Consider the following 24376-nt stretch of genomic DNA (forward strand, 5'->3'; position numbering starts at 1 on the left):
GCTTGCGTCGCTGGGGGGGCGGCGGGCGATGGTGGCTTGATGGCCGCTATCGCCCATAAGCGGACGTTCAATCCTCGTCCCGATCAACCGTCCACGTCGTGGTAAAGTCGGGGTTCTCGACTATCTCGCCGGTATCGCGAAGCCGATACGAACCCGGCTGGGCGGGAAAGAAGGCTCTTGGGTCCGGTGGCAGGAAGAAGCTCTCGCCGGAGCGGGAGCCGCTTAAGGCTAAGTCAATGCCTTGAGCATCCGCTCGTTTGACGGTCCCATAGAACTGCTCAAGCGTCTCGCCGCTGACACTTCGACGGGTGATGCCGACGAGGACGACGGAGCCGAGCAGCTTTGCAGCTAAGTCATCGCTCCACTCGGGTTTTCCGTCGTCCATGCGTCAGCGCGTAAGGTCATCCGCGCGTTCAGGCAACGACCGCTTTCCACCACTTGCGGACATTCTGCATCGATATAGCATGAACCAATGCAGCACCGTCTTGTCAGTCTAACGATCAGAGTCGGCTTACCGGTGCTGACGGGACAGTTCTTATTCGACTGGATAAGTAGCGACTTGTTATTGGCAGCGGGTCACCTTCCTCTGCGCGGCATCCTCATTTTTGTCGTGCTGCTCCTCTGGGCTGCGTTCCGAGAACACCGCGAACGTAAAACCCACACCTTCCGCTAACCACCAAACATCGAGATGCCAGCGAAGGCTGGCATCTCGTGGAACCGGGCGCTCGCTTCGATATGCGGAGACCCCAGCTTTCGCTAGGGTGACGGAGAGACCGGATGAGACCGGAAGGCGTGATCTGATCCGTCGTCCCGGCGCCTCGGCCGATCCCGGCAATCGCTCTCCACCGTAAGAAGACGCTCGTCCAAGGCCACAGTCCGCCCGACCGCCCACCATGTTGCCCGCCCCCGCCAGTTGCGCTAGTCAGACGCGCTCTTACGAAGGAGGCCCGGCGGCCAGGATGACGGCATCCATCGCGCTGGTCGATGACGACCGCAACATCCTGACCTCGGTATCGATCGCGCTCCAGTCCGAGGGGTTCGTCGTGCGCGTCTATTCGGACAGCGAGGCGGCGCTGAAGGCGCTGGTGGACAACCCGCCCGACCTCGCCGTGCTCGACATCAAGATGCCGCGCATGGACGGGATGGAGCTGCTCCGCCGCCTGCGGGAACGCAGCGCGATGCCGGCGATCTTCCTCACCTCCAAGGACGACGAGCTGGACGAGGCGCTCGGCCTGGCGATGGGGGCGGACGATTATATCACCAAGCCCTTCTCGCAACGGCTGCTGATCGCCCGCATCCGCGCGCTGCTGCGCCGTACCGAAGCGCGCGCCGCGCCCGACGACGCCGTGCCCGCCGAACCCGCCGCCGACCCGATCGTGCGCGGCCGGCTGCGGCTGGACCCCGCCCGCCACCGCGTGGCGTGGGACGGGCACGACGTGACGCTGACCGTGACCGAATTCCTGATCCTCGACGCGCTGGCGCAGCGCCCCGGCTTCGTGAAGTCGCGCGACCAGCTGATGGACGCCGCCTATCAGGACGACGTGTATGTCGACGATCGCACGATCGACAGCCACATCAAGCGCCTGCGCCGCAAGTTCCGCGCGGTGGACGACGGCTTCAAGGCGATCGAGACGCTGTACGGCGTGGGGTATCGCTTTTCGGAGGATATGGCGTGAGGGCGGCTTCGTCCTTCGTGCGCCTTCCCGTGGTGGCGGCCGTGTTCGGGCGTCCCCCGCACCGACGCCGTTGGCCGATGAACGCCGGTGGACCCCGGAACAGGTCCGGGGTGACGGCGGGGCGGGAGCGGGCGGAAGGCGCGGCGATCCATGCCGCGGCGTAGCGAGGAGCGCGATCTGGCGCTGGCCTGGTCGGGGCGCTGGTCGCTCACCAGCCGGATCCTCGCGGTCAACATCTTTGCGCTGGCGATGCTGGCGGGCGGGTTCTTCTACCTCGACAGCTACCGCTCGCAGGTGATCGACCGGCGGACGGACCAGGCCGCGTTCGAGACGCTGCTGGCCGCCCGCGCCACCGCCTCGGCCCCGCCGGCGGACCGGCTGGCGCTGCTGGCGCAGCTGGGCACCGTGGCCGGCACCCGCTTCCGCCTGTATCCGGGGGGCGACGCGCCGCCGCTCGACAGCTGGACGATGTCCGCGCCCACCTATGTGCTGCGCGATCCGGCGCAGGATCCGTTGCAGCGGCGCGTCGCCCGCTTTCTCGATCGCGCGATCGATACGGTGGTGGGGGCGGATCGGCCCGACATCTTCGTGGAGCCGGCGCGCGACCGGCTGGCGGCATGGCCCGAGGCGGTGACGGCGCGCCGGACCGGCCAGACGATCCGCTTCCTGCGTCGCGCGCCCGAACGCACGCCGGTGATCTCGATCGCCACGCCCATGCCGGGGATGCCGGGGGCGGTGCTGCTCGCCACCGACAACGCACGCGATATCGTGCGCGTGGTGCGGGCCGAGCGGTTGCGGCTGGGCATCGTGCTGGGGGTAGTGGTCGCCGCCTCGATGCTGCTGTCGCTGTTCCTGGCGCGCACGATCGTGCGGCCGCTGCGTCGGCTGGCGCGCGCGGCGCATCGCGTGCGGCTGGGCCGTGCGCGCGAGGTGACGGTCCCGCGCCTGCCCTCCCGCCGTGACGAGATCGGGCTGCTGGCCCGCGCGCTGTCGGACATGAGCATGGCGCTGCGCCAGCGGATCGACGCGACCGAGGCGTTCGCCGCCGACGTGACGCACGAACTGAAGAACCCGCTGGCCTCGCTGCGGTCGGCGGTGGAGAGCATGGGCCGCGTCTCCGATCCGTCCCTGCGCGAACAATTGCTGGAAGTGATCCGTGACGACGTGCGCCGGCTGGACCGGCTCATCACCGATATCGCCGATGCCTCGCGGCTCGACGCCGAACTGTCGCGCGCGAGGTTCGAGACGATCGATCTCGGCCCGATGATCGAGGGGCTGGTGGCGCAGCGCGAGGCGCGCGGGCAGAACCATGGTGTCCGTCTCGCCTTCGCCCGGCCGCATGCCGGCACCGCCGTGGTGCTGGGCGACGGATCGCGGCTGACGCGGGTGGTGGGCAACCTGATCGACAACGCCATCTCCTTCTCGCCGCCCGACGGCCTCGTCCAGATCGCTGCCACGCGTGACGGCGACCGGGTGCTGGTGCGGGTGGACGACGAGGGGCCGGGCGTGCCGCCGGAGGCGCGCGAGGCGATCTTCAACCGCTTTCACAGCATCCGCCCGGAAGGCGAGGCGTTCGGCCGTCACAGCGGCCTCGGCCTCGCCATCGCCAAGGCCATCGTGGAGGCGCACAACGGCGTGATCGACGTGGAGGACCGCGACGACGATTCGTCGGGCGCGCGCTTCCTCGTGCGGCTGCCGGTGGCCCCCGAACGATAAGGCGCGAACGATGACCGACGACGCCCGCACGATCCACGCGACGACGATCGCGATCCGCCACGGCGAGGACTGGCGGGCGGTGCTGCTCACCGGCCGGTCGGGCAGCGGCAAGTCCGATCTGGCGCTGCGGCTGATCGATCGCGGGGCGATGCTGGTGGCGGACGACTATACCGACCTGCGCCGCGACGGCGACCGGCTGATCGCGACGCCGCCGCCCCGCATCGCCGGGCAGATCGAGGTGCGCGGCATCGGCATCGTCGCGATGGCGCATCTGGCCGAAGCGCCCGTGGCGATGGTAGCGGTGCTGGACGGCGTGGTGGAGCGGATGCCCGAGCCGGTGGCGCACACGCTGGCCGGCGTGACCGTGCCCGGCACCGTGATCGCGCCGTTCGAGGCATCGGCCGCGATCCGTGTGGAGCGCGCGCTGGCCGTCCTGACGCCGGCATGAGCGCCCGCCGCCCGCCGCGCATCCTGTTCGTCACCGGCCTGTCGGGCGCGGGCAAGTCCACCGCGTTGCGCACGCTGGAGGATCTGGGCTGGGAGGTGGTCGACAACCTGCCCCTGCCTTTGCTCGACCGGCTGCTGGCGGTGCCGCTGTCCGTCGATGCGGCCGATGGCGACCGGCCGCTGGCGGTGGGGATCGACGCGCGCACGCGGGGATTCGATGCCGACGCCATCCTCAACCGCGCGGCGCGGCTGCGCGGCGACGACGCGCGCGAGGTGGAGACGCTGTTTCTCGACTGCTCGGGCGCGGAACTGGCCCGCCGCTTCTCCGAGACGCGCCGTCGCCATCCGCTGGCGCAGGACCGTCCGGTGGCGGACGGCATCCTGCGCGAGCGCACCCTGCTGGAGCCGCTGCGCCGCGCCGCCGACCATATCGTCGATACCACGGCCACCAGCACCAATGCGCTTCAGCAGGAACTGCGCCGCCGTTTCGAGGACCGCACCAACGCCGCGCCCACGCTGACGGTGATGTCGTTCGGCTTCTCGCGCGGGGTGCCGCGCGAGGCGGACCTGCTGTTCGACATGCGCTTCCTGCGCAATCCGCACTGGGACCCGGCACTGCGCCCGCTGACCGGCTTCGATGCCGGGGTGAGCGCCTATGTCGCCGCCGATCCGGCCTATGCCGAGGCGATGGAGCGGATCGAGGGGCTGATCGGCCTGTTGCTCCCGCGCTACGCCGGCGAGGGAAAGTCGTACGTCACCATCGCCATCGGCTGCACCGGCGGGCGGCATCGCTCGGTCCATGTGGCTGAACGGCTGGCGAACGTGTTGCGTGCCGGTGGATTTTCCCCCACCGTGCTGCATCGCGACCTTGCGCCGCAGACCCCCGACTCGTCGTCGGGGCGGGTAGCGTGAACAATCGGGCCGGAACAGACGCGGATGGGTAGATGATCGGGTTGGTGCTGGTAACGCACGGTCGGCTTGCGGCAGAGTTCGTCGTCGCGATGGAACATGTGGTGGGGCCGCAGGCGGCGATCGAGCCGATCTGCATCGGGCCGGACGACGACATGGAGGTGCGCCGCGCCGATATCGCGCGTGCCGTGGCGGCGGTAGAGGCCGGATCGGGCGTGATCGTGCTGACCGACCTGTTCGGCGGCACCCCGTCCAACCTGGCCATCTCGCTGATGGAGCCGGGTCGGGTGGAGGTGATCGCCGGGATCAACCTGCCCATGCTCATACGCCTTGAGGGAGCGAGAAAGATGATGAACGTGAAGGCAGCGGTGGCGGCAGCCCGCGAAGCCGGGCGCAAATACATCTCGGTCGCCTCCGAGGTATTGGGGGAAGCCGCCGCATGACCGCGATCGAACGGCAGGTGCAGATCACCAACCGGCGGGGCCTGCACGCGCGGGCCAGCGCCAAGTTCGTTACCCTCGCCAGCGGCCAGGCCGCCGAGATCGAGGTGGAAAAGGACGGATCGCGCGTGGCCGGCACCTCGATCATGGGGCTGATGATGCTGGGCGCGGCGATGGGCGACAGCATCCGCATCAGCGCGAAGGGTGCCGATGCCGAGCGCGCGGTCGTGGCGCTGGTCGAGCTGGTCGAGGGCAAGTTCGGCGAGGAATAACTCGCCGGCCGCTTCATCATGCCCCGCCAGATCACCGCCTTCTCGAACCCGCTCGTCAAGAGCGTCCGCCTGCTGCGCGAGAAGCGCCATCGCCGCGAGCAGGGCCGCTTCCTTGCCGAGGGACTGCGCATCCTGACCGAGGCGCTGGATGCCGGCTGCCTGCCCGAGACGATCTTCTACGCGGTCGATTCCGCCCGCCACCCATTGGTGGTGCGGCTGGTGGCGGCGGTGGAGCAGGCCGGCGGCGAGGCGATCGAGACGAGCCGGGACATCCTCCACAAGCTGTCCGGCAAGGACAATCCGCAGACGGTGCTGGGCGTCTATGCCGAGTTCACCCTGCCGCTGGCCGCGCTGGATCGCAGCACCGCGCCGATCTGGCTGGTGGCGCAGTCGCTGCGCGATCCGGGCAATCTGGGCACCATCCTGCGAACCGGCGACGCGGTGGGGGCGGGCGGGCTGATCCTGATCGACGACTGCGTCGATCCCTTCTCGGTGGAGGCGGTGCGCGCCTCGATGGGAGCGCTGTTCACCCAGTCGATCGCCGCCGCGACGTGGCCCGAGTTCGTCGCGTGGCTGCGCGGCGGGGCGGGGCAACTCGTGGGCCTCAGCCTCGATACCGACCATGATTATCAGGCGCCGCGCTATGCCGCGCCAACCTTCCTGCTAGTCGGCAACGAGGCGCAGGGGTTGCCGGCGGAGTATGCTGCCGAATGCGACCTGCTGGTGAAAATGCCGATGCTGGGCAAGGCCGACAGCCTGAACGCGGCGGTGGCGACGGCGGTGATGGCCTATGAGGTGCTGAACCAGCGCCGCCGGGTGCCAGACCCCGCCTGACGCCTGACGCCTGACGCCTGACGCCTGACGCCTGCCGGCGTGCCGGCAAAATTGCGCGCGCGTGCCGTCCCGGCTTTGATTTACATCAAGTTCTTCATAAGAGCGCGGCCGGGGACGAGACGGACGGGGCGGGGCATGCTGAGGATCTGCTATACGAGCCAGGCGACCGACGCGGGCAACCCCGGGCAACTCCTCGCCATCACCGAGGCGTCATGGGAGCTCAACCGCCTCGCCGGCATCACCGGCCTGCTGTTGTTCGACGGGCGCCGCTTCCTCCAGGCGCTGGAAGGGCCGGATGCGGCCGTGGCCGACTGCTATGGGCGGATCGCGCGCGACGAGCGGCATTTCGACATCCGCGTGATCTTCAATACGGCGATCGCCCGACGTGAGTTCGGCGACTGGTCGATGCGTCGCCGGCTGCTCGACCAAACGCGCCGGGAAGCGTTCCGCCAGACGGTGATGGGGGATGTCGCGGGTGTATCCGACATGCACCTGCGCGCATTCTTCGTCGGTTTCGCCGCTCTGGGCGAGCAGTAGTGCCGTGCGACGCTGACGCTAAATCAGGGGAGGCGGCGGTGGTGGAGCTGAAGGGAATCGAACCCTTGACCTCTGCAGTGCGATTGCAGCGCTCTCCCATCTGAGCTACAGCCCCGTCCGCCGGGCGCTTCCTCTAGCCGCCCGATTGCGATGATGCAACGGCCTTTTCCGGCAGCCGTATCCTCCTCCGCCGAATATCCGCCGCTACGCACCGTCCATCGTGTCGATGTGGCCGGATCGGAACGAAAATCCCGCATTCTCATTTATCCTGACGAGATCGTGCGACGGCCGCTCGGCCAAGAAGACACGGTCTTGGCAGGAAGAACGCAGGAGGATCATATGGGATATGATCGGAATGATCGACGTTACGGCCGCGACCAGAGCTATGGATATCGTCCGCAAGGACCGGCCCGTGACTATGAGCGCGGCTACGATCGCGGCGAAGACCTGAGCTATAACCGGGATCGCGGCTATGGCAGCGGCGGTTACGCACGGGGCCGCACCGATTACGGGCGTCCGCCGCAGGGCTACGATCAGGACGACCGCGGCTTCTTCGACCGCGCGGGTGACGAAGTGCGCTCCTGGTTCGGTGATGAGGAGGCCGAGCGCCGCCGTCGCTACGACGAGCGCTATGCCGACCGTGAGCCCGAGCGGGATCGCAGTGGCACCGGCCGCGACTCCTATCGCCGGGATACGTCGGATCGGTTGTTCGCAGCGGGCATCGCCGATGCCGGGCTGGGTATGCCGTCCGCCGGTTATGGCTGGAACTTCCGGGATGACCAGCGGCCGGATCGGGACCGCGGTAGCCGCGGTCGCGATCATGACCCAAGCTACAGCTCGTGGCGCGACCGTCAGATCGAGGCGCTCGACCGTGACTATGACGACTACCGTCGCGAGCATCAGTCCAAGTTCGACAACGAGTTCACCGGCTGGCGCAGCCGCCGGCAGGGCCAGCGCGACTCGCTCGGGCAGGTACAGGAGCATCAGGAGGTCGTCGGGTCCGACGGGCAGCATGTCGGCAAGGTCGATCACGTCCGTGGCGACCGCATCCTGCTCGCCAAGAACGACCAGAATGCGGGTGGCCACCACCATTCGATCCCGAGTTCGTGGATCACCAAGGTAGGCGACAAGGTGGAGATCGACCGCACCGCTGCCGAAGCGCAGAAGGCCTGGAAGGACGAGGAGTCCAACAAGGCCATCGGCGGCAACGACGACCGGTCGGGCGGCCGAAACCTGAACCGGAGTTTCTCCGGCACCTATTGATCGGATCGACCGATCGGGAAGGGGCCTCGTTCGCGAGGCCCCTTTTTCGTGTCAGATGCCGCTGCCGGCGAAGGTATCGCACTGCGCGGGGTCACCGCTGTCCAGCCCGCGCTTCAGCCATTCCTGCCGCTGGGCCGAGGTGCCGTGGGTGAAGCTTTCCGGCACCGGCCGCTGGCCCGCCGCCTGTTGCAGCGTATCGTCACCGATGGCCTGCGCGGCGCGCATGCCTTCCTCGATGTCGCCGGCCTCCAGCAGGTTCACGTCGTTCTTCGCCCAGACGCCGGCGTAGCAATCGGCCTGCAACTCCATACGCACCTGCAATGCATTGCCTTCCGCCTCGCTGGCATTGGCCTGCGCGCGGCGCACCCGGTCGGCGATGCCGGTGAGCTTCTGGACATGATGGCCGACTTCGTGCGCGATCACATAGGCCTGCGCGAAATCGCCGGGCACGCCATACTTCTGGCGCAGCTCGTCGAAGAACTGGGTGTCGAGGTAGATCTTGTTGTCGGACGGGCAATAGAACGGCCCCATCGCCGCCTGCGCCACGCCGCAGCCCGATCGCCCGGTGCTGCTGTAGAAGCTGAGCACCGCCGGGGTATATTGCTGGCCGCTTTTCGCGAAGATATCCGTCCAGCGCCGTTCGGTGGAGCCGAGCACCTTCAGCGACAGCCGCTGCACTTCGGTGAGCTGCGACGGATCGGTGGTGGCCGGGCCGCTCTGCTGCACCGGGCTGCCGCCCCCGCCACCGAGCAGTTGCAGCGGGTTGATACCGAACACCAGCGCCGCCACCACGATCAGCGCCAGCGCGCCGCACCCCAGCTTGCCGCTGCCGAGGAACATGCCGAGCAGCCCCAGCGGCAGGCCGCCACCGCCGCCGCCGCGCCCCTGCACCTCGAAATTGCTGCTCTCCTGCTCGTCGTCGAGCCGCATGGCCGTCCCCCTGATGATGTCGCGCGGACCATGCGCCGGGGGCACCGCGCTTGCAACCGAGCCTTGCCCGGGTGCCGGTCGCGGCCTAATCCACGCCAATCGCTCCGTAAAAAGGGATGCCCATGCGTCGCTCCGTCCTTCTCGCCGCCCCCCTGCTGCTCTCGCTGGGCGGCGCCGCGCCGGGCCTCGCGCCGGGGCAGTTGCCGGCCAACGTCACGCCGATCCACTACGACATCACGGTCGATCCCGATGCCAAGGCGCTGAGCTTCACCGGCAGCGAGGTAGTGACGATCGCGGTGGCATCGCCCACCCGCACGATCACGCTGAACGCGGCGGACCTGACGATCGGCGCGGTGCGGCTGGACGATGCGACCACGCCGACCGTGAAGCTGGATTCGGCGAAGCAGACGCTGACGCTCGCTTTCCCCTCGCCCGTGACGGCGGGCACGCACAAATTGTCGATCGCCTATGCCGGCAAGATCAATCGTTCGGCCGCCGGCATGTTCGCGGTGGATTACAAGAACGCCAGGGGCGGCGACGAGCGGATGCTGGTGACCCAGTTCGAGCCGGCGGACGGCCGCCGCTTCGCACCGATGTGGGACGAACCCTCGCGCAAGGCCACCTTCCGCCTCACCGCCGCCACGCCTGAGGGCAACACCGCCTTCTCGAACATGCCGGTGGCGGGCAAGGCCAAGGGCGCGAACGGCAAGACGCTGGTGACGTTCGCCACCACGCCGAAGATGTCCAGCTACCTGCTGTTCCTCGGCATGGGCGATGTCGAGCGGCGCACGAAGATGGTCGGCAATACCGAGATCGGCATCATCACCCGGCGCGGCGCGATCGATCAGGGCGATTACGCGCTGGAAAGCGCGGCGCGGCTGCTGGCCTATTACAACGACTATTTCGGCACGCCCTATCCGCTGCCCAAGATGGACATGATCGCCGCGCCGGGCAGCAGCCAGTTCTTCTCCGCGATGGAGAATTGGGGGGCGATCCTGTATTTCGATCGCGTCCTGCTGCTCGATCCCAAGGTGTCGTCGGAGAACGACCGCCAGCGCATCTTCACCGTGGTGGCGCACGAGATGGCGCACCAGTGGTTCGGCGATCTCGTGACGATGGCGTGGTGGGACGACTTGTGGCTGAACGAGGGTTTCGCCTCGTGGATGGAGGGCAAGGCCAGCCACGAGCTGAACCCGGGCTGGAACAAGGCCGCGCAGGATGTCGCGTTCGAGCGGGAGCGCGCGATGGCGGCGGATGCGCGGTCGAGCACGCACGCCATCGTCCAGCCGATCGGCACGGTGGACGAGATCAGCCAGGCGTTCGATGCGATCACCTATGCCAAGGGCCAAGCGGTGATCGGCATGATCGAGGGCGCGCTGGGGCCGGACCCGTTCCGTGACGGCGTGCGCCGCTACATGGCGAAGTACAAATATGGCAACACCCGCACCGACCAGTTGTGGGCGGAGCTGGCCGCCAGCGCCGGTCGCCCGGTCAAGCCGTTCGCGGATACGTTCACGCTGCAAGGGGGCGTGCCGCTGATCCGCGGCGGCGAGCCGGCGTGCGCGGGCGGCAACACGCGCATCACCTTCTCGCAGGATCGCTTCGGTCTCGATCCGGCATCCAAGGCCAGGCGGCGCTGGATCGTGCCGGTGCGGGTGGCGGGTGGCAACGCGATGGCGAAGCTGGACGTGAGCGGGCCGGGCGTGCGGCCCGCCACGGTGCGGGGATGTGTCAGCCCGGTCGTCGTCAATCCCGGGCAGCAGGGCTATTACCGCTTCCTCGCCGCGCCCGGCCATTTCAAGGCGCTGTCCGACGGGTTCGCCGGGCTGGTGCTCACCGATCAGGTGGGGCTGATGGGCGACACGCTGGCGCTGGCGAACGGCAACTACCTGCCGTTCGATCGCTATCTGGGCCTGCTCGACAAGATCCCGGCCACCGCCGATCCGCTGGTATGGAACCTCGCCGCCGCACAACTGGTCCGGCTCGATCGGGTGCTGGCGGGCGATCCCGCGCAAAGGCCCTTCCGCGCCCGCGCCGCCGCCATGCTCGCCCCGCAATATGACCGCGTCGGCTTCGCGCCGAAGCGTGGCGAGGCGCCGCCCGTCAGCCAGTTGCGCGAGGTGCTGATCGTGGCGCTCGGCCGGTTCGGCTACGCGCCCGTCGCCGATGCGGCGCGCAAGGCGGTGGCCGGCGGGCTGGACGACATCCCCGCCGCCACGCGCAACGCGGTGCTCGCCACCTACGCCCTCAACGCCACGCCGGCGGACTGGGACAAGCTGCACGCGCTGGCGCTGGCGGAGCGCAACCCGATCGCCCGCAGCGATCTCTACGCGGCACTTGCCGGCTCGGCCGATGCGGCGCTGGCGCAGCGGGCGCTCGATCTGGCGCTGACCGAGGAGCCGACCACGCCCGACCGCGCCGAGCTGATCGCGGGTGTTTCGGCCGAGCATCCGGCGCTGGCGTTCGATTTCGCGGTGGCGCACGCCGCGCAGGTGAACGCCTTCGTCGAGGCGAGTTCGCGGCCGCGCTACATCGTCCGTCTCGCCACCACCTCGGCCGATCCGGCGCTGGCGGACCGGGTGGAGCGGTACGCCGCCACCTCCGTTCCCGCCGGATCGCGGCAGACGGCGACCGATGCCGTCACCACCATCCGCTATCGCGCGCGGCTGCGGGCGGAGCAGGCGGCGCCGATCGCGGCGTGGGCGGGGCGCGCGACAAACGGGTCGTGATCGGGCTGGACGCTTGATGCGGCGCGCCGGACGCGTCACATGAGGCGGATGGCCGATATCGAACCGATGCCCCAACGCCCCGCCGCGCTGCCGCTGCCCGACCAGGTGGCGCTGGTGTTGCAGGGCGGCGGGGCGCTCGGATCGTATCAGGCGGGCGTGTACGAGGCGCTGGCGGCGTCGGCGATCGAGATCGACTGGGTAGCCGGCATCTCGATCGGCGCGGTCAATGCCGCGATCATCGCCGGCAACCCGCCCGAGCGGCGGGGGGAGCGGCTGCGCGCGGTCTGGGACGGCGTCACCAACAGCCTGCCGAGCGTGCCGATCTGGCCCGGCGACCGGATGCGCGAGGCAGTCCACATGTGGTCCGCCGCCTGGGTGATGGCGGCGGGCGTGCCGGGCTTCTTTTCGCCGCGCCTCATCCCGCCCATGCTGGCGCCGGCCGGCTCGATGGAGGCGCTCAGCTTCTACGACAGCACCCCGCTGGTGGCCACGCTGGACGCGCTGATCGACTGGGATCTGCTCAACGACGGGCCGATGCGGTTGTCGGTGGGCGCGGTGGAGCTGGAAAGCGGCAACTTCCATTATTTCGACACCCGCAACGAGCGGATCGACGCGCGGCACATCATGGCCTCGGGCGCGCTGCCGCCCGGCCTGCCGCCGGTGGAGATCGACGGCAAGCTGTGGTGGGACGGCGGCCTCGTTTCCAATACGCCGCTCAGCCATGTGCTCGATACGCAGCCGTGCGATCTGCTGGTGTTCCAGGTCGATCTGTTCGCCGCCGCCAACACCCGGCCGCGCACGATGATGGACGTGCTGGCGCGCGCCAAGGAGATCCAGTTCTCCAGCCGCACCCGGCAGGTATCCGACCAGCTGCTCAAGCTGCGGCGTGAGCGCGAGGCGATCCGTACCCTGCTCGACAAGCTGCCGGCCGACCTGCGCGACGACCCCGATGTCGCCACGCTGGCGGCCGCCTCGCGCGAGCACAGCGTCAACCTCGTCCAGCTCGTCTATCGCGCCAATGCGTGGGAGGGCGGATCGCGCGACTATGAATTCTCCGCCCGCACGATGGAGGAGCATTGGGCGGCGGGCGGCGCGGCGGTGGCGCAGACGATCGACCGCTCCAACCTGCTCGCGCGCAATATCATGGACGGCAAGACCGCCGCCTTCGACCTCGCCAGACCGGAGTAGAACATGTTTCTCAAGGGCAAGACCGCACTCATCACCGGCTCCACCTCGGGCATCGGCCTGGCCTATGCCAAGGCGCTGGCCGCCGAGGGCGCAGCGGTGATGATAAACGGCTTCGGCGACGCCGACGCGATCGAGACCGAGCGCAAGGCGCTGGCCGAGACGAGCGGCGCGAAGGCGGCCTACTCGCCCGCCGACATGAGCAGGCCGGACGAGATCGCCGCGATGGTGAAGGCCTGCGAGGAACAGCTGGGCGGGCCGGACATCCTCATCAGCAATGCAGGCGTGCAGTTCGTCTCGCCGATCGAGGAGTTCCCGATCGAGAAATGGGACCAGATCATCTCGATCAACCTGTCCGCCGCCTTCCACGCCATCCGCGCCGCCGTGCCGGGGATGAAGGCGCGCAAGTGGGGGCGGATCATCAACACGGCCTCGGCCCACTCGCTTACCGCCTCGCCGTTCAAGTCGGCCTATGTCTCGGCCAAGCACGGCCTTGCCGGGCTGACCAAGACGGTGGCGCTGGAAACGGCGACCTTCGGCATCACCGCCAACTGCATCAGCCCCGGCTATGTCTGGACGCCGCTGGTGGAAAAGCAGATTCCCGACACGATGAAGGCGCGCAACATGACGCGCGAGCAGGTGATGAACGACGTGCTGCTCGCCGGTCAGCCCACCAAGCAGTTCGTGACGGCCGAGCAGGTGGCGAGCATGGCGCTGTGGCTGTGCAGCGACGGTGCCGCCTCCACCACCGGCACGAACATTTCGATGGATGGCGGCTGGACCGCCTGAGGCGGACCGGACGGCGGTGCGTTGTCGCCTGAGCGATCGGCCGTCCGGCCGGTGCCGTCGAGAGGAAGGGTCGCCTGCATGACGATTTCGCGCGTGCTGTGGGCGGCTCTGCCGTTGCTGGCGATGTCCGCCTGCGCTTCGCACCATCGCGACCGTGAGCGGCCGGCGCAGGCCACCGCCGGCTGGCGCGCGATCGCCACCCCGGCGGATCGCGATCGCGTGCGGACATGGCGCGACGCGTGGACACAGGCGCTGGCCAGGGTGACGTCACCCGCCGACCGGGCGCGGGTGACGGGCGAGGGGGCGTTGTTCCAGCCCGATGCCGCGCTGCCGGGGCCGATCCCGCCGCCGGGCGACTATCGCTGCCGCGTGACCAAGCTGGGCGGGCGCGGCGATGGCGGCATGCGCTACGTCGCCTATCCCGCCTTCGCCTGCCGCATCACGCGCGAGGCCGACGTGCTGAGCCTGGCCAAGCTCGGCGGGTCGCAGCGCCCGGTCGGCCTGCTGTTCCCCGACGATGGCGGCCGCCTCGTCTTCCTCGGCTCGATGACCCTGGGCGACGAGAAGCGCCCGCTCGACTACGGCCGCGATCCCGAGCGCGACATGGCCGGTCTGTTCGAGCGGGTGGGGGCGGATCGCTGGCGGCTGGTGCTGCCTTTTCCGCGCTGGGAATCGACGCTGGACGTGATGGAGCTGGTGCCGGCCGGATAGGCGACCGCGATCAGGCGGGGGCGGCCAGCGCCGCCTTCAGCGCGGCGACGACGGCCAGCCCGGTATAGGGCTTGGCACAGACGAGCCGCCGGGAATGTTCGGCCGGGATGACGCTGGGCGTGCCGGTCGCGAAGATGAAGCGTATGCCGCGCCGGACCAGCTCGTCCGCGACGGGGAACGAGGTTCCGACGGCAAGCTGGATATCGAGGATCACGATATCGGGGCGGGGATCGAGCGATGCCATCGCTTCCTCCACATCCTTGGCGGGGCCGGCGATCCGCGCACCGACCTGTTCGAGGAACAGCGCGAGGCTGGCGCCGATGAGATACTTGTCCTCGACGATCAGGATCAGCTTGCCGGCAACTTCTTCGATAATCACCCCTGAGTCTCCGAAGCAGTCGCCGATATTTATTTATCGGATATGCATCGCTAGCGGGCAAGTCCGGATATTTATTCACCATATAGAAGGTGACAACTAAAACCGTTGATTCAAGTTAGGAATAAAATGGCTGATTTGGATCAACTGCTTGAACGCCAGCGGATCCTCGCGGAGTTCGGCCTGTCTTCCATGAAGACGGACGATCTGGACACCGTGCTGACCGAGGCGTGCCGGCTCGTAGGCCAGGCGCTTGGCACCAATCTGGCCAAGATTCTCGAAATCGATCACGACGGACAGTCGATGCTGGTGCGGGCCGGGGTCGGCTGGCCCCCCGGCGTGGTTGGCAAAGTGCATCTGCCGATGGACGAGTTCTCGTCCGAGACATTTGCGATCAGGGCCGCGCATCCGGTCAGCACCGCCGACATCCGCGCCGAACCCCGCTTCGAGTTTCCGCAATTCATGAAGGATGCCGGCGTCGTCGGCCTCGTCAACGTGCCGATCTTCCTGGCCGGACGCGCGCCCTACGGCGTGCTGGAGGTGGACAGTTGCACGGTATGGCAGCCGAGCGATCACGATATCGCCTTCCTCCATACCTACGCCACCGTTCTCGCCCCGGTGATCGACCGGTTGCAGAAGGCGGATGCGCTGAAGCATGCGGCGGATCGCAACGAGATCCTGCTGCGCGAACTGCAGCACCGGGTGAAGAACAACCTCGCGGCGGTGATCGGGCTGGTGCAGATCCGCATGGGCCGTGCGCAGAGCGAAGAGGTGCGGTCGGAACTGTCCGTGATCGGCGATCGGCTGGAAGCGCTGCGGCTGGTCCACGATCACGTCCATATCAGCGGCAATGACGACCGGCTGCGACTGCGGCCCTACGTCACGGAATTGCTGGAGGGCTTGATCGCGCTGCATCGCGAGAGCGCACCCGTGCTCGTCGTGCGGATCGACGAGGTGGAGATCGACAGCGAGATCGCGTTTCCACTCGGCCTGATCCTGAACGAATTCGCCACCAACAGCCTGAAATACGCCTTCTCGACGCCGGCAACCCCGACACCGACGATCACGGTGGAAGCGCAACGGTGCGACGGGCGGCTGTGGGTGGAGATCGCCGACAATGGCGTGGGGTTGCCCGCACTGCCGACGACAAGGCCGCGATCGGGCACCGGCATGGCCTTGATCGACGGGCTGGCGCGGGAGATCGGCGCACGGCCGGAATGGGCCTCGGCGGCAGGCACCACCCTGCGCTTCTCACTGCCGAACACGGTGCCGCGGTAAACGCGTATCCCTGCCTTCCGGGGTCTTCTGGCAGGTCGTATCCAGCCTGCGGCCTCAAGCCCGCCGCGTCACCGCGCGCCCTCGGGCCAGATCAGCACGCGCACCGTCTGCAGCAGGATCAGCGTGTCGAGGAAGGGGGTGTAGTTCTTGGCGTAATAGAGGCCGTATTCCAGCTTGTGCCGAGCGTCCTCCAGGCTGGCGCCATAGGGATAGTTGATCTGCGCCCAGCCGGTGATGCCGGGTTTCACCATGTGCCGCTCGGCGTAGAAGGAGAGGCTCTTCTCCAGTTCCGCCACGAACTGCGGCCGTTCGGGGCGCGGGCCGACGAAGCTCATCTCGCCGCGCAGCACGCTCCACACCTGCGGCAGCTCGTCGATCCGCAGCTTGCGGATGACGCGGCCGACGCGGGTGATGCGCGGATCGTTCTTTTCCGCCCATACCGCCTTGCCCGGCGCCTCGGCATCCTGCCGCATCGAGCGCAGCTTCGGGATCGAGAAGTTCTCGCCGTACAGGCCCACGCGGGTCTGGCGGAAGAAGGCCGGCCCCTTGCTCTCCAGCTTCACCAGCACGGCGGTGACGGCGATCACGGGGGCGGCGATCACCAGCAGCAACAGGCTGGCCACCAGATCGAAGCCGCGCTTGGCGATGCTGGATAGCCGCCGACCGGCGGAAAATCCGTCGGAGAAGATCAGCCACGATGGGTTCGTGCTGTCCAGATCCACCCGTCCGGTCTCGCGTTCGAGGAAGGTGCTGATCTCGTTGACGTGGACGCCCGTCGTCTTGATCCGCAGCAGATCCTTGAAGGGCAGGGCGTTGCGTCGTTCGTCCAGCGCGAGCACCACCTCGCTCGCCCCCAGCGCCACGACATGATCGCCCAGACTCTCGATGTCGCGGCGGTCGATCGCTTGCGGCACCCGCTGCGGCCCTTCGTTCATCGCCACGAAGCCGACGACGACGAAGCCCGCGCGCGCGCCGTTCGCCAGCGCCATGATCCGCGAGGCGCGCGCGCCCGCCCCCAGCACCAGCACCCGCCGCTTGAACGTGTCGCTGCCGAGCAGACGCCCGAACAGCGCGCGCACGAGGATGAGCAGCGCGATCGACAGACCCATCGCATAGGCCGAATTGGACCGCCACAGCGTGAGTTCGGGGAACAGGAAGAACATCAGCGAGATGAGGATCACGCCGAGCGACACCGCCACGAGCAGCCGGGCGGCGGCGAAGCGCAGCGATTGCAGCGCCTCGTCGCCATAGGCCCCCACTGCGATCAACGCGCATTCCAGTGCCACCGCGAAACTGGCGAGCTGGGGCAGCCGCGTCCACACCGGCTCGGCGAGCGCGTCGATCTGCCACAGCCGGATCCGCCAGCCGGCCTCCGCCGCTGCCAGCAGCATGGCGAAATCGACGAGGCCCAGCAGCAGCACCGCATAGGGGATGTAGTGTTTGAAGAGCCGTATCACGCCGTCGAGGATCCCCGCACCCTGGTCTGCCGCGACCGTGGAAGGCTTTTACCCTGACGAGTGTCGGTGAAATTGACAAAGAAATCCTGAACCGTTCCGGCCACCGGCCATCGCAGGCTTGACGATCGCGGGCCGCCCGCCGAATTAGGCGGCATGAACCAGACAATCCGGAAGATCAGCCCCGTCATCCTTTCAGGCGGGTCTGGAACCCGACTCTGGCCGCTTTCCCGCACCGGTCGGCCCAAGCAGTTGCTGGCGCTGACCCATGACGAAACGATGCTCCAGCTCACCGCACTGCGGGCCGACGATCCGGCGCGGTTCGGCCGCCCGATCATCGTCGCCAACGCCGCCCACGCCGACCAGATCGAGGCGCAGTTGAACGCGGTGGGGGCCACCCCCGACACGCTCATCCTGGAGCCGGTGGCGCGCAACACCGCGCCGGCGATCGCGCTGGCCGCACTGGTCATGCCGCCCGAGGCGCTGATGCTGGTGATGCCGAGCGATCACGTCATCACCGATGTCGCCGCCTTTCGCGCCGCGATCGACGCGGCGGTGCCGCTGGCGGACGACGGCTGGCTCGTCACCTTCGGCATCGCCCCGCAGGCGCCCGACACCGGTTACGGCTACATCCGTACCGGCGAGGTGCTGGCGGACGGCGTGCGCCGGGTGGAGCGGTTCGTCGAGAAGCCGGACCGCGCGACCGCCGAAGCCTATCTGGCCGAGGGCTGCTATGCATGGAACGGCGGCATCTTCCTGTTCCGCGCCGACGCCTATCTGGCCGCGCTGGAGCGTCACGCCCCCGCCATCGCCGCCGCCGCCCGCGCCTCGCACGCAGCGGCCCGGCGCGAGGGCGCGCGGCTCTACCCCGAGGCGGAGGCATTCGGTGCGTCGCCTTCCGACTCGATCGACTATGCCGTGATGGAAAAGGCCGAGCGCGTGGCGGTGGCCCCGGTCGACATGGGTTGGTCCGACGTGGGCAGCTGGGACGCGCTGCACGATCTGGCCGTCAAGGACGATGGGAACAACGCGCATCACGGCGAGGTCGTGGCGATCGACACCAGCGGCTGCCTGATCCGCACCGACGGCCCGCTGGTGGCCGCCGTGGGGGTGAAGGATCTGATCGTCATCGCCACCGGCGACGCCATCCTCATCATGCCGCGCGGCAGCAGCCAAGAGGTGAAGCGCGCGGTGGAGGCGCTGAAGAAGAACGGCCACGTCACCCTGGACCGGCCGTTCGAATCGGCATTGTCACAGGACTGAAACTCTCCGCCCGCTCGCGCGTCTGACCTCAAGCTATTGAGGGGACAGGCGATGAAGGTAAAGATCGAACGGGGGGCGGCTTGATGTCGTCGCGGTGGCCCGCCGTCCTGTGGCTGGTGCGCCACGGCCAGAGTGCGGGAAATGTCGCGCGCGATGCCGCCCATGCCGAGGGGCTGGAGCGGATCGAAATTTCCGGTCGCGACGTGGACGTGCCCCTCTCCCCGCTGGGTGAGCGGCAGGCCGATGCACTCGGCCACTGGTTCTCCACCGGCCATGAGGACGGTCGTCCAGAGGTCATCATCGCCTCGCCCTACGTCCGAGCGATCCAGACCGCGCACCGTTTCCGCGATGCGGGCGGGGCCGCGCCGGACGAGCCGATCTGCACCGACGAGCGGCTGCGCGAGAAGGAATTCGGCATCCTCGACGGGCTGACTACCCCCGGCGTGGCGGCGGTCTATCCCGATCAGGCCGAGTTCCGCCGCATCCTCGGCAAGTTCTACCACCGCCCGCCGGGTGGCGAGAGCTGGTGCGATGTGATCTTCCGCCTGCGCTCGCTGATGGACACCGTCTCGCTGCACTATCCGGGCAAACGGGTGATGATCGTGGCGCATCAGGTAGTGGTGCTGTGCATGCGTTACGTGATCGAGAACCTCGACGAGGAGCGCATCCTGGCGATCGACCGCGAGGGTGACGTCGCCAATTGCTCGATCACCGAATATCGTTTCGACCCGGACGCCGGGCGTGACGGCAATCTGGTGCTGGAGCGCTACAACGTGACGGCGCCGATGGCGGACTCGGCCGAGGCGGTGACGACTGCGCCCGACCCGATCGTGGCGGCACGCGGGTGAGCGGGCCGACCAGGCTCGATGCCGAATGGCTCCGCCGGCACCCGCTGCCGATGCATGAGGGCGAGACGGACAAGAACAGCCGGGGCCGCGTGCTGGTGGCAGGCGGCGCGGCGATGGTGCCGGGCGCGCTGCGGCTGACCGGCGAGGCGGCGTTGCGCGCGGGCGCCGGCAAGTTGCAGATGGCGACGCTGGAAGGGGCGGCGCTGGCGCTCGGCATGCTGGTGCCGGAAGCCGCGACGATCGCGCTGCCGGCCGACCGCCACGGCGAACTGGGCCGCAAGGCGGTGCCGCTGCTGCGTGCCGCGATCGAGCGATGCGACACGTTCGTGATCGGTCCTGGCATGGGCGACCGCGATCAGGCGGCAGTGCTGGTCGAGGCGCTGCTCGATGCGCCGCGCGACGACCTCTCGATCGTGATCGATGCCGCCGCCATCGCCTGCGCCGACCGGTTGCGCGAGATCCTGTGCCGTCACGGCGGACGGGTGGTGCTGACCCCGCATCACGGCGAGATGGCCGCGCTGACCGGGCTGGATGCCACCACGATCGCAGCCGATCCGCTGGCGGCGGCACGCGACGCGGCTATTCGCTGTGGCGGTGTCGTCGCGTTGAAAGCGAGCGAGACAGTGATCGCCGGCCCCGATGGCACGCTGCTGCACTACGGCGGCGGCGGCGTGGGGCTGGCGACGGGCGGTTCGGGTGATGTGCTCGCCGGGATCGTCGGCGGCCTGCTCTCGCGCGGCGCCGCGCCGCTTGTGGCGACCGCGTGGGGGGTGTGGTTGCATGGGGAGGCGGGCCGCACGCTGGCCCGCCGTATCGGACCGATCGGCTTCCTCGCCCGCGAACTGCTCCCCGAGATACCGGGGCTGATGGCGCGCCCGGTGGACTGAACCTATTTCTTCGCCGCGGGTTTGGCGGCTGCCTTCACGGTGTTGAGCGGCTTGACCGTATTCAACGGCTTCGCGGTATTGAGCGGTTTCGGCGCATCGATCGGCTTCGTGGTGCTGATCGGCTTGGCGGCTTCAACCGGCTTCGTCGCGTTCAGTGGCTTGGCGACCGCAGGTTTCGGGGCAACAGGGGCGGGGGCTTTCGTCGGTGTCTTCACTGCTGCGGGTGCCGGTGCCGGTGCCGGCGCCGGCTTGGCGCTGGGTTTCTCGCGTACATAGACGCCGCCGGTGTCGTTCCGCCGCACCTCGAACGCGCCGGTCCGCTCGACCAGATCGATCAGCTTGGCCGACCCGTATGTGCGCGGGTCGAAGTCCGATTTCAGCGTCGCCAGCCGCTTGCCGATGTTGCCGAGCGTGATCCAGCCGTTTTCATCGTCCAGCTGCGAGATGGCGGTGCGGATCAGCGGGATCGCCTCGCTGGCGGGCTGCTTCACCGAGGCCGGGCGGGTGTCCTGCCGCTCCGGCTCGCTCGGCTTGGGGGCCTCGGGGATCAGGTTTTCGGTGTAGATGAAGCGGCTGCACGCCTGGCGGAAGCTGGCCGGCGTCTTCTGCTCGCCGAAGCCGTACACGTCGACGCCCTCCTCGCGGATACGGGCGGCGAGACGAGTGAAATCGCTGTCGGACGAGACGAGGCAGAAACCGTCGAAACGGCCGTTGTGCAGCAGGTCCATCGCATCGATCACCAGCGCGATGTCCGAGGCGTTCTTGCCGATCGTGTAGGCGAAGCTCTGGTGCGGCATGATCGCGTGGACCTGCAGGATCTCCGCCCAAGATTTCAGCCGTGTGCCGGAAAAGTCTCCGTAGATCCGCCGCAGGCTGGCGACGCCGATCTTCGCGATCTCCTCGAACAGGCCGGTCGCGATACGGGCGGAGGCATTGTCGGCGTCGATCAGGACGGCGAGGCGGGGGGCGCGGGTTTCCGAAGTCATCACCGATCCTAGCGCGGGGTTCCGGCGAAAGCGAGCCGCCTGCGGGCACGACACTTGACATGGGGTTCATTTTTGCCGCATTGCAGCATGATGCGTAAAACCCTGAGCATGAAAAGCGCCACGCTGACCGAGCCGACGTTGCAGGCATCGCCCGCGATCGGGATCATCGAGGCGGCCATGGTGCGCAAGCTGCGTGTTCGGGCGATCTACAATCGTACCGAGATGCAGTTCGCTCCGCACATTCTCTACACCCGCCACGACGATCCGTTCGTCGACGGCGTGGTGATGGAGCGCGAGGGCAAGCCGCCGCGCGAGATCAAGCTGGCGAGCTTCAAGCTGGCGGGCCTCACCGGCCTGACGCTGACGACCGAGCGGTTCGAGCCGCAGGCCGTGTTCAATCCGGCCGAGCCGCGGTACGAAGGCTGCAAGCTGTCGATGCTGAAGCTGGAGCCGACGGCGGTTTCCGCCGACTGAGCAGCGTGCTGCTGGGCGTAATCGTCACGACGCCCGTGTGTCGACCGAAGTCGAGACACGAAACGGGGTCTGTACCAAGACCCGCCTCGATTTCGCTCGGGGTATGGCAGGCCCGTCAGATAATTCTTTTCACGCGGGGCTGACGAAGCTGTCGAGCACGCGCTTGCGTCCGGCGTGCTCGAAATCGATCTCCAGCTTGTTGCCCTCGATCGCCGCGACCGATCCGTAGCCGAACTTGGTGTGGAACACGCGCTGCCCTTCGGCGATATCGCCGCGCGGCTTGGCGGCGAAGCTGGCGGCGCTGGCACGGGACTCCACGATCCGTGCCGCCGGCGCCAGCGTGCCCGCCGCCGAGGCGCGCTGCCAACCCGGCCCGCGTCCGGCCCCGCGCCCGACATGAGCGAACGGATCGGCCTGCTCGCTCCACTGCGCGCGCCACAGCGACTCGCCGCCCGCCATCGTCGTCTCGCTGTCGACATGCTCGTCGGGTAGCTCGCCGACGAAGCGCGAGGGGATCGACGAGGTCCACTGGCCGTAGATCCGCCGGTTGGCGGCGTGGACGATGAAGCATTTGCGCCGCGCCCGCGTGATCGCGACATAGGCGAGGCGGCGTTCCTCCTCGAGGCTGGCGAGGCCGCCCTCGTCCAGCGAACGTTGCGAAGGGAACACGCCTTCCTCCCACCCGGCGAGAAAGATGGTGTCGTACTCCAGCCCCTTGGCCGCGTGGATCGTCATGATCGTCACCTTGGCCGTCTCGCGGTCGGCGTCGTTGTCCATCACGAGGCTGACATGTTCGAGAAAAGCGGGGAGCGTCTCATACTCCTCCATCGCGCGGGCGAGCTCGGTCAGGTTTTCCAGTCGCCCCGCCGCCTCGGCCGAACGATCGGCCTGCAGCATCGCGGTATAGCCGGATTCATCCAGCATCAGCCGGGCCAGTTCGGCATGGGGCAGATCGTTCAGCCGGTCGCGCCAGCGGGCGATGTCGATCACGAGGTTGCCGAGCGCGCGGCGCGCCTGCGGGGTCAACTCGTCGCTGTCGAGGATGCGCGCGGCCGCCGTCGTCAGCGGCACGCCTTGGGCGCGCGCCAGCATGTGGACCTTGGCCACCGCCTTGTCGCCCAGCCCGCGCTTGGGCACGTTGACGATCCGCTCGAACGCCAGATCATCCGCCGGCTGCGAGATCACGCGCAAGTAGGCAAGCGCATCGCGGATCTCGGCCCGCTCGTAGAAACGGAAGCCGCCGACGATGCGATAGGGCAGGCCGATCGCGATGAAGCGGTCCTCGAACTCGCGGGTCTGGAACTGTGCGCGCACGAGGATCGCCACGTCGTCCAGCCGGCCACCCTTGCGCTGGTGCGACTCGATCTCGTCACCGACGCGGCGGGCCTCCTCCGGCCCGTCCCACACGCCGATCACCTTGACCTTCTCGCCCTCGGCCTCGTCGGTCCACAGCGTCTTGCCCAGCCGGCCGCCGTTGTTGGCGATCACGCCCGATGCGGCGGCGAGGATGTGCGGGGTGGAGCGGTAATTCTGTTCGAGGCGGATGGTGGCGGCGCCCGGAAAGTCCTTTTCGAAGCGCAGGATGTTGGCCACCTCGGCCCCGCGCCACGAATAGATCGACTGGTCGTCGTCGCCGACGCAGCAGATGTTCTTGCGTTCCTGCGCGATCAGGCGGAGCCAGAGATACTGGCTCGAATTGGTATCCTGATACTCGTCCACCAGGACATATTTGAACCGCTGCTGATATATCTCCAGCACGTCGCGGTGGGTCTTGAGGATCACCAGCATGTGGAGCAGCAGATCGCCGAAATCGCAGGCGTTCACCGCCTTCAGCCGCGCCTGATAGGCGGCGTAGAGCTGCTGTCCGCGCCCGTTGGCGAAGCCCTCGCTCTCACCGGCGTCCACGTCGTCCGGGGTCCAGCCGCGGTTCTTCCAGCGGTCGATCATGCCGGCCAGCATCCGGGCGGACCAGCGCTTCTCGTCGATCTCGGCGGCCACGATCAGCTGTTTCATCAGGCGCAGCTGGTCGTCGGTATCGAGGATGGTGAAGTTCGATTGCAGCCCGACCAGTTCCGCGTGACGCCGCAGCATCTTGGCGGCGATCGAGTGGAACGTGCCGAGCCACGGCATCCCCTCCACCGCATCGCCGAGGATGCGGTGGACCCGCTCCTTCATCTCGCGCGCGGCCTTGTTGGTGAAGGTGACAGACAGGATCTCGGACGGCCACGCCCGCCGCGTGGCGACGAGATGGGCGAGCCGGGCGGTGAGCGCCGCCGTCTTGCCGGTGCCCGCGCCGGCCAGCACCAGCACCGGCCCCTCGGTCGTCAGCACGGCCTCGCGCTGGGGGGCGTTCAGGCCGCGCAGGTAGGCGG

General features: G+C 68.3%; 23 protein-coding genes, 1 tRNA gene and 1 pseudogene. 18 read left to right on the forward strand and 7 right to left on the reverse strand.

All coding sequences use genetic code 11. The annotated features are described in order from the left end of the window. Window positions 1–67: 67 nt before the first annotated feature. A complete protein-coding gene (locus FOY91_RS14225; protein WP_145153265.1) occupies window positions 68–385 on the reverse strand; it encodes a hypothetical protein in 318 nt (105 codons plus the stop codon). Between the two features lie 574 nt (window positions 386–959). Between FOY91_RS14225 and FOY91_RS14230 the strand changes: the two genes are divergently transcribed. The 8 genes from FOY91_RS14230 (at window position 960) to FOY91_RS14265 (ending at window position 6831) form a co-directional block, all read left to right on the forward strand. Beyond that, window positions 960–1676: a response regulator transcription factor gene (locus FOY91_RS14230; protein WP_145153268.1), complete on the forward strand. Its 717-nt coding sequence runs from the start codon at window positions 960–962 to the stop codon at window positions 1674–1676. 150 nt (window positions 1677–1826) lie between these two features. Further along, entirely contained in the window at window positions 1827–3392 is a 1566-nt protein-coding gene (locus FOY91_RS14235; protein WP_145153271.1) for a sensor histidine kinase, read from the forward strand. 10 nt (window positions 3393–3402) lie between these two features. Next, complete coding sequence (locus FOY91_RS14240; RefSeq protein ID WP_145153274.1) at window positions 3403–3840, forward strand: HPr kinase/phosphorylase; 438 nt, start codon at window positions 3403–3405, stop codon at window positions 3838–3840. Beyond that, window positions 3837–4751: an RNase adapter RapZ gene (rapZ, locus tag FOY91_RS14245; protein WP_145153277.1), complete on the forward strand. Its 915-nt coding sequence runs from the start codon at window positions 3837–3839 to the stop codon at window positions 4749–4751. Before FOY91_RS14240 ends, rapZ begins: the two co-directional genes overlap by 4 nt. Before the next feature lie 32 nt (window positions 4752–4783). Continuing rightward, window positions 4784–5191, forward strand: coding sequence for a PTS sugar transporter subunit IIA (locus tag FOY91_RS14250; protein ID WP_145153280.1), 408 nt, complete (start codon window positions 4784–4786; stop codon window positions 5189–5191). Next, the gene (locus tag FOY91_RS14255) at window positions 5188–5460 is read left to right on the forward strand and encodes an HPr family phosphocarrier protein (RefSeq protein ID WP_145153283.1); all 273 of its coding nucleotides are present in this window, start codon (window positions 5188–5190) and stop codon (window positions 5458–5460) included. The genes FOY91_RS14250 and FOY91_RS14255 overlap by 4 nt, the downstream gene beginning before the upstream one ends. 18 nt (window positions 5461–5478) lie before the next feature. Further along, window positions 5479–6294 (forward strand): TrmH family RNA methyltransferase, encoded by an 816-nt coding sequence (locus FOY91_RS14260; protein ID WP_145153286.1) that lies wholly within the window; start codon window positions 5479–5481, stop codon window positions 6292–6294. Between the two features lie 135 nt (window positions 6295–6429). Beyond that, complete coding sequence (locus FOY91_RS14265; RefSeq protein ID WP_145153289.1) at window positions 6430–6831, forward strand: BLUF domain-containing protein; 402 nt, start codon at window positions 6430–6432, stop codon at window positions 6829–6831. Between the two features lie 39 nt (window positions 6832–6870). Here FOY91_RS14265 and FOY91_RS14270 read toward each other — a convergent pair. Then, window positions 6871–6946: transfer RNA gene (locus FOY91_RS14270), tRNA-Ala, on the reverse strand. A gap of 224 nt (window positions 6947–7170) precedes the next feature. On the opposite strand from FOY91_RS14270, the gene FOY91_RS14275 reads away from it, so the two are divergent. Further along, a complete protein-coding gene (locus FOY91_RS14275; protein ID WP_145153292.1) occupies window positions 7171–8094 on the forward strand; it encodes a DUF2171 domain-containing protein in 924 nt (307 codons plus the stop codon). Between the two features lie 51 nt (window positions 8095–8145). On the opposite strand, the gene ypfJ is transcribed toward FOY91_RS14275, so the two are convergent. Continuing rightward, on the reverse strand, window positions 8146–9024 hold the full coding sequence (ypfJ, locus tag FOY91_RS14280) for a KPN_02809 family neutral zinc metallopeptidase (protein WP_145153295.1): 879 nt from the start codon (window positions 9022–9024) through the stop codon (window positions 8146–8148). 122 nt (window positions 9025–9146) lie between these two features. On the opposite strand from ypfJ, the gene FOY91_RS14285 reads away from it, so the two are divergent. The 4 genes from FOY91_RS14285 to FOY91_RS14300 all read left to right on the forward strand — a co-directional run bounded on the left by FOY91_RS14285 (window position 9147) and on the right by FOY91_RS14300 (window position 14438). After that, entirely contained in the window at window positions 9147–11753 is a 2607-nt protein-coding gene (locus FOY91_RS14285; protein ID WP_145153298.1) for a M1 family metallopeptidase, read from the forward strand. 48 nt (window positions 11754–11801) lie between these two features. Beyond that, window positions 11802–12941, forward strand: a complete 1140-nt coding sequence (locus tag FOY91_RS14290; protein ID WP_145153301.1) for a DUF3734 domain-containing protein — start codon at window positions 11802–11804, stop codon at window positions 12939–12941. 3 nt (window positions 12942–12944) lie between these two features. Continuing rightward, window positions 12945–13727 (forward strand): 3-hydroxybutyrate dehydrogenase, encoded by a 783-nt coding sequence (locus tag FOY91_RS14295; RefSeq protein WP_145153304.1) that lies wholly within the window; start codon window positions 12945–12947, stop codon window positions 13725–13727. Between the two features lie 78 nt (window positions 13728–13805). Then, complete coding sequence (locus tag FOY91_RS14300) at window positions 13806–14438, forward strand: DUF4893 domain-containing protein (RefSeq protein ID WP_145153307.1); 633 nt, start codon at window positions 13806–13808, stop codon at window positions 14436–14438. A gap of 10 nt (window positions 14439–14448) precedes the next feature. On the opposite strand, the gene FOY91_RS14305 is transcribed toward FOY91_RS14300, so the two are convergent. Next, complete coding sequence (locus FOY91_RS14305) at window positions 14449–14817, reverse strand: response regulator (protein WP_162527239.1); 369 nt, start codon at window positions 14815–14817, stop codon at window positions 14449–14451. A gap of 126 nt (window positions 14818–14943) precedes the next feature. On the opposite strand from FOY91_RS14305, the gene FOY91_RS14310 reads away from it, so the two are divergent. Next, a complete protein-coding gene (locus FOY91_RS14310) occupies window positions 14944–16092 on the forward strand; it encodes a sensor histidine kinase (protein ID WP_145153314.1) in 1149 nt (382 codons plus the stop codon). Between the two features lie 68 nt (window positions 16093–16160). Here the strand turns inward: FOY91_RS14310 and FOY91_RS14315 are convergent, their stop codons facing one another. Further along, on the reverse strand, window positions 16161–17549 hold the full coding sequence (locus FOY91_RS14315; protein ID WP_145153317.1) for a TIGR03013 family XrtA/PEP-CTERM system glycosyltransferase: 1389 nt from the start codon (window positions 17547–17549) through the stop codon (window positions 16161–16163). A 153-nt stretch (window positions 17550–17702) separates the two neighbouring features. Here FOY91_RS14315 and FOY91_RS14320 point away from each other — a divergent pair, with 153 nt between their 5' ends. The 3 genes from FOY91_RS14320 to FOY91_RS14330 all read left to right on the forward strand — a co-directional run bounded on the left by FOY91_RS14320 (window position 17703) and on the right by FOY91_RS14330 (window position 20544). Further along, window positions 17703–18809 (forward strand): mannose-1-phosphate guanylyltransferase/mannose-6-phosphate isomerase, encoded by a 1107-nt coding sequence (locus FOY91_RS14320; RefSeq protein WP_145153321.1) that lies wholly within the window; start codon window positions 17703–17705, stop codon window positions 18807–18809. A gap of 83 nt (window positions 18810–18892) precedes the next feature. Continuing rightward, a complete protein-coding gene (locus FOY91_RS14325; RefSeq protein WP_145153324.1) occupies window positions 18893–19657 on the forward strand; it encodes a histidine phosphatase family protein in 765 nt (254 codons plus the stop codon). Continuing rightward, a complete protein-coding gene (locus FOY91_RS14330) occupies window positions 19654–20544 on the forward strand; it encodes an NAD(P)H-hydrate dehydratase (RefSeq protein ID WP_238995711.1) in 891 nt (296 codons plus the stop codon). Before FOY91_RS14325 ends, FOY91_RS14330 begins: the two co-directional genes overlap by 4 nt. Before the next feature lie 248 nt (window positions 20545–20792). Here FOY91_RS14330 and FOY91_RS14335 read toward each other — a convergent pair. Next, window positions 20793–21530 (reverse strand): annotated as a pseudogene (locus FOY91_RS14335) (NYN domain-containing protein); the annotation flags it as partial. A gap of 87 nt (window positions 21531–21617) precedes the next feature. Here FOY91_RS14335 and FOY91_RS14340 point away from each other — a divergent pair. Continuing rightward, window positions 21618–22004: a hypothetical protein gene (locus tag FOY91_RS14340; RefSeq protein WP_238995712.1), complete on the forward strand. Its 387-nt coding sequence runs from the start codon at window positions 21618–21620 to the stop codon at window positions 22002–22004. 129 nt (window positions 22005–22133) lie between these two features. On the opposite strand, the gene FOY91_RS14345 is transcribed toward FOY91_RS14340, so the two are convergent. Continuing rightward, entirely contained in the window at window positions 22134–24368 is a 2235-nt protein-coding gene (locus FOY91_RS14345; protein WP_238995713.1) for an ATP-dependent helicase, read from the reverse strand. Between the last annotated feature and the right edge of the window lie 8 nt (window positions 24369–24376).

The organism is Alterirhizorhabdus solaris, assembly GCF_007785815.1.
In the GTDB taxonomy this organism is placed as follows: Bacteria; Pseudomonadota; Alphaproteobacteria; order Sphingomonadales; family Sphingomonadaceae; genus Alterirhizorhabdus; species Alterirhizorhabdus solaris.

Bases quoted from the DNA above. Each gene is read 5' to 3' on its own strand.
- FOY91_RS14225 (WP_145153265.1), bottom strand. From the start codon at position 385: ATGGACGACGGAAAACCCGAGTGGAGCGATGACTTAGCTGCAAAGCTG.
- FOY91_RS14230 (WP_145153268.1), top strand. From the start codon at position 960: ATGACGGCATCCATCGCGCTGGTCGATGACGACCGCAACATCCTGACC.
- FOY91_RS14235 (WP_145153271.1), top strand. From the start codon at position 1,827: ATGCCGCGGCGTAGCGAGGAGCGCGATCTGGCGCTGGCCTGGTCGGGG.
- FOY91_RS14240 (WP_145153274.1), top strand. From the start codon at position 3,403: ATGACCGACGACGCCCGCACGATCCACGCGACGACGATCGCGATCCGC.
- rapZ (WP_145153277.1), top strand. From the start codon at position 3,837: ATGAGCGCCCGCCGCCCGCCGCGCATCCTGTTCGTCACCGGCCTGTCG.
- FOY91_RS14250 (WP_145153280.1), top strand. From the start codon at position 4,784: ATGATCGGGTTGGTGCTGGTAACGCACGGTCGGCTTGCGGCAGAGTTC.
- FOY91_RS14255 (WP_145153283.1), top strand. From the start codon at position 5,188: ATGACCGCGATCGAACGGCAGGTGCAGATCACCAACCGGCGGGGCCTG.
- FOY91_RS14260 (WP_145153286.1), top strand. From the start codon at position 5,479: ATGCCCCGCCAGATCACCGCCTTCTCGAACCCGCTCGTCAAGAGCGTC.
- FOY91_RS14265 (WP_145153289.1), top strand. From the start codon at position 6,430: ATGCTGAGGATCTGCTATACGAGCCAGGCGACCGACGCGGGCAACCCC.
- FOY91_RS14275 (WP_145153292.1), top strand. From the start codon at position 7,171: ATGGGATATGATCGGAATGATCGACGTTACGGCCGCGACCAGAGCTAT.
- ypfJ (WP_145153295.1), bottom strand. From the start codon at position 9,024: ATGCGGCTCGACGACGAGCAGGAGAGCAGCAATTTCGAGGTGCAGGGG.
- FOY91_RS14285 (WP_145153298.1), top strand. From the start codon at position 9,147: ATGCGTCGCTCCGTCCTTCTCGCCGCCCCCCTGCTGCTCTCGCTGGGC.
- FOY91_RS14290 (WP_145153301.1), top strand. From the start codon at position 11,802: ATGGCCGATATCGAACCGATGCCCCAACGCCCCGCCGCGCTGCCGCTG.
- FOY91_RS14295 (WP_145153304.1), top strand. From the start codon at position 12,945: ATGTTTCTCAAGGGCAAGACCGCACTCATCACCGGCTCCACCTCGGGC.
- FOY91_RS14300 (WP_145153307.1), top strand. From the start codon at position 13,806: ATGACGATTTCGCGCGTGCTGTGGGCGGCTCTGCCGTTGCTGGCGATG.
- FOY91_RS14310 (WP_145153314.1), top strand. From the start codon at position 14,944: ATGGCTGATTTGGATCAACTGCTTGAACGCCAGCGGATCCTCGCGGAG.
- FOY91_RS14320 (WP_145153321.1), top strand. From the start codon at position 17,703: ATGAACCAGACAATCCGGAAGATCAGCCCCGTCATCCTTTCAGGCGGG.
- FOY91_RS14325 (WP_145153324.1), top strand. From the start codon at position 18,893: ATGTCGTCGCGGTGGCCCGCCGTCCTGTGGCTGGTGCGCCACGGCCAG.
- FOY91_RS14340 (WP_238995712.1), top strand. From the start codon at position 21,618: ATGATGCGTAAAACCCTGAGCATGAAAAGCGCCACGCTGACCGAGCCG.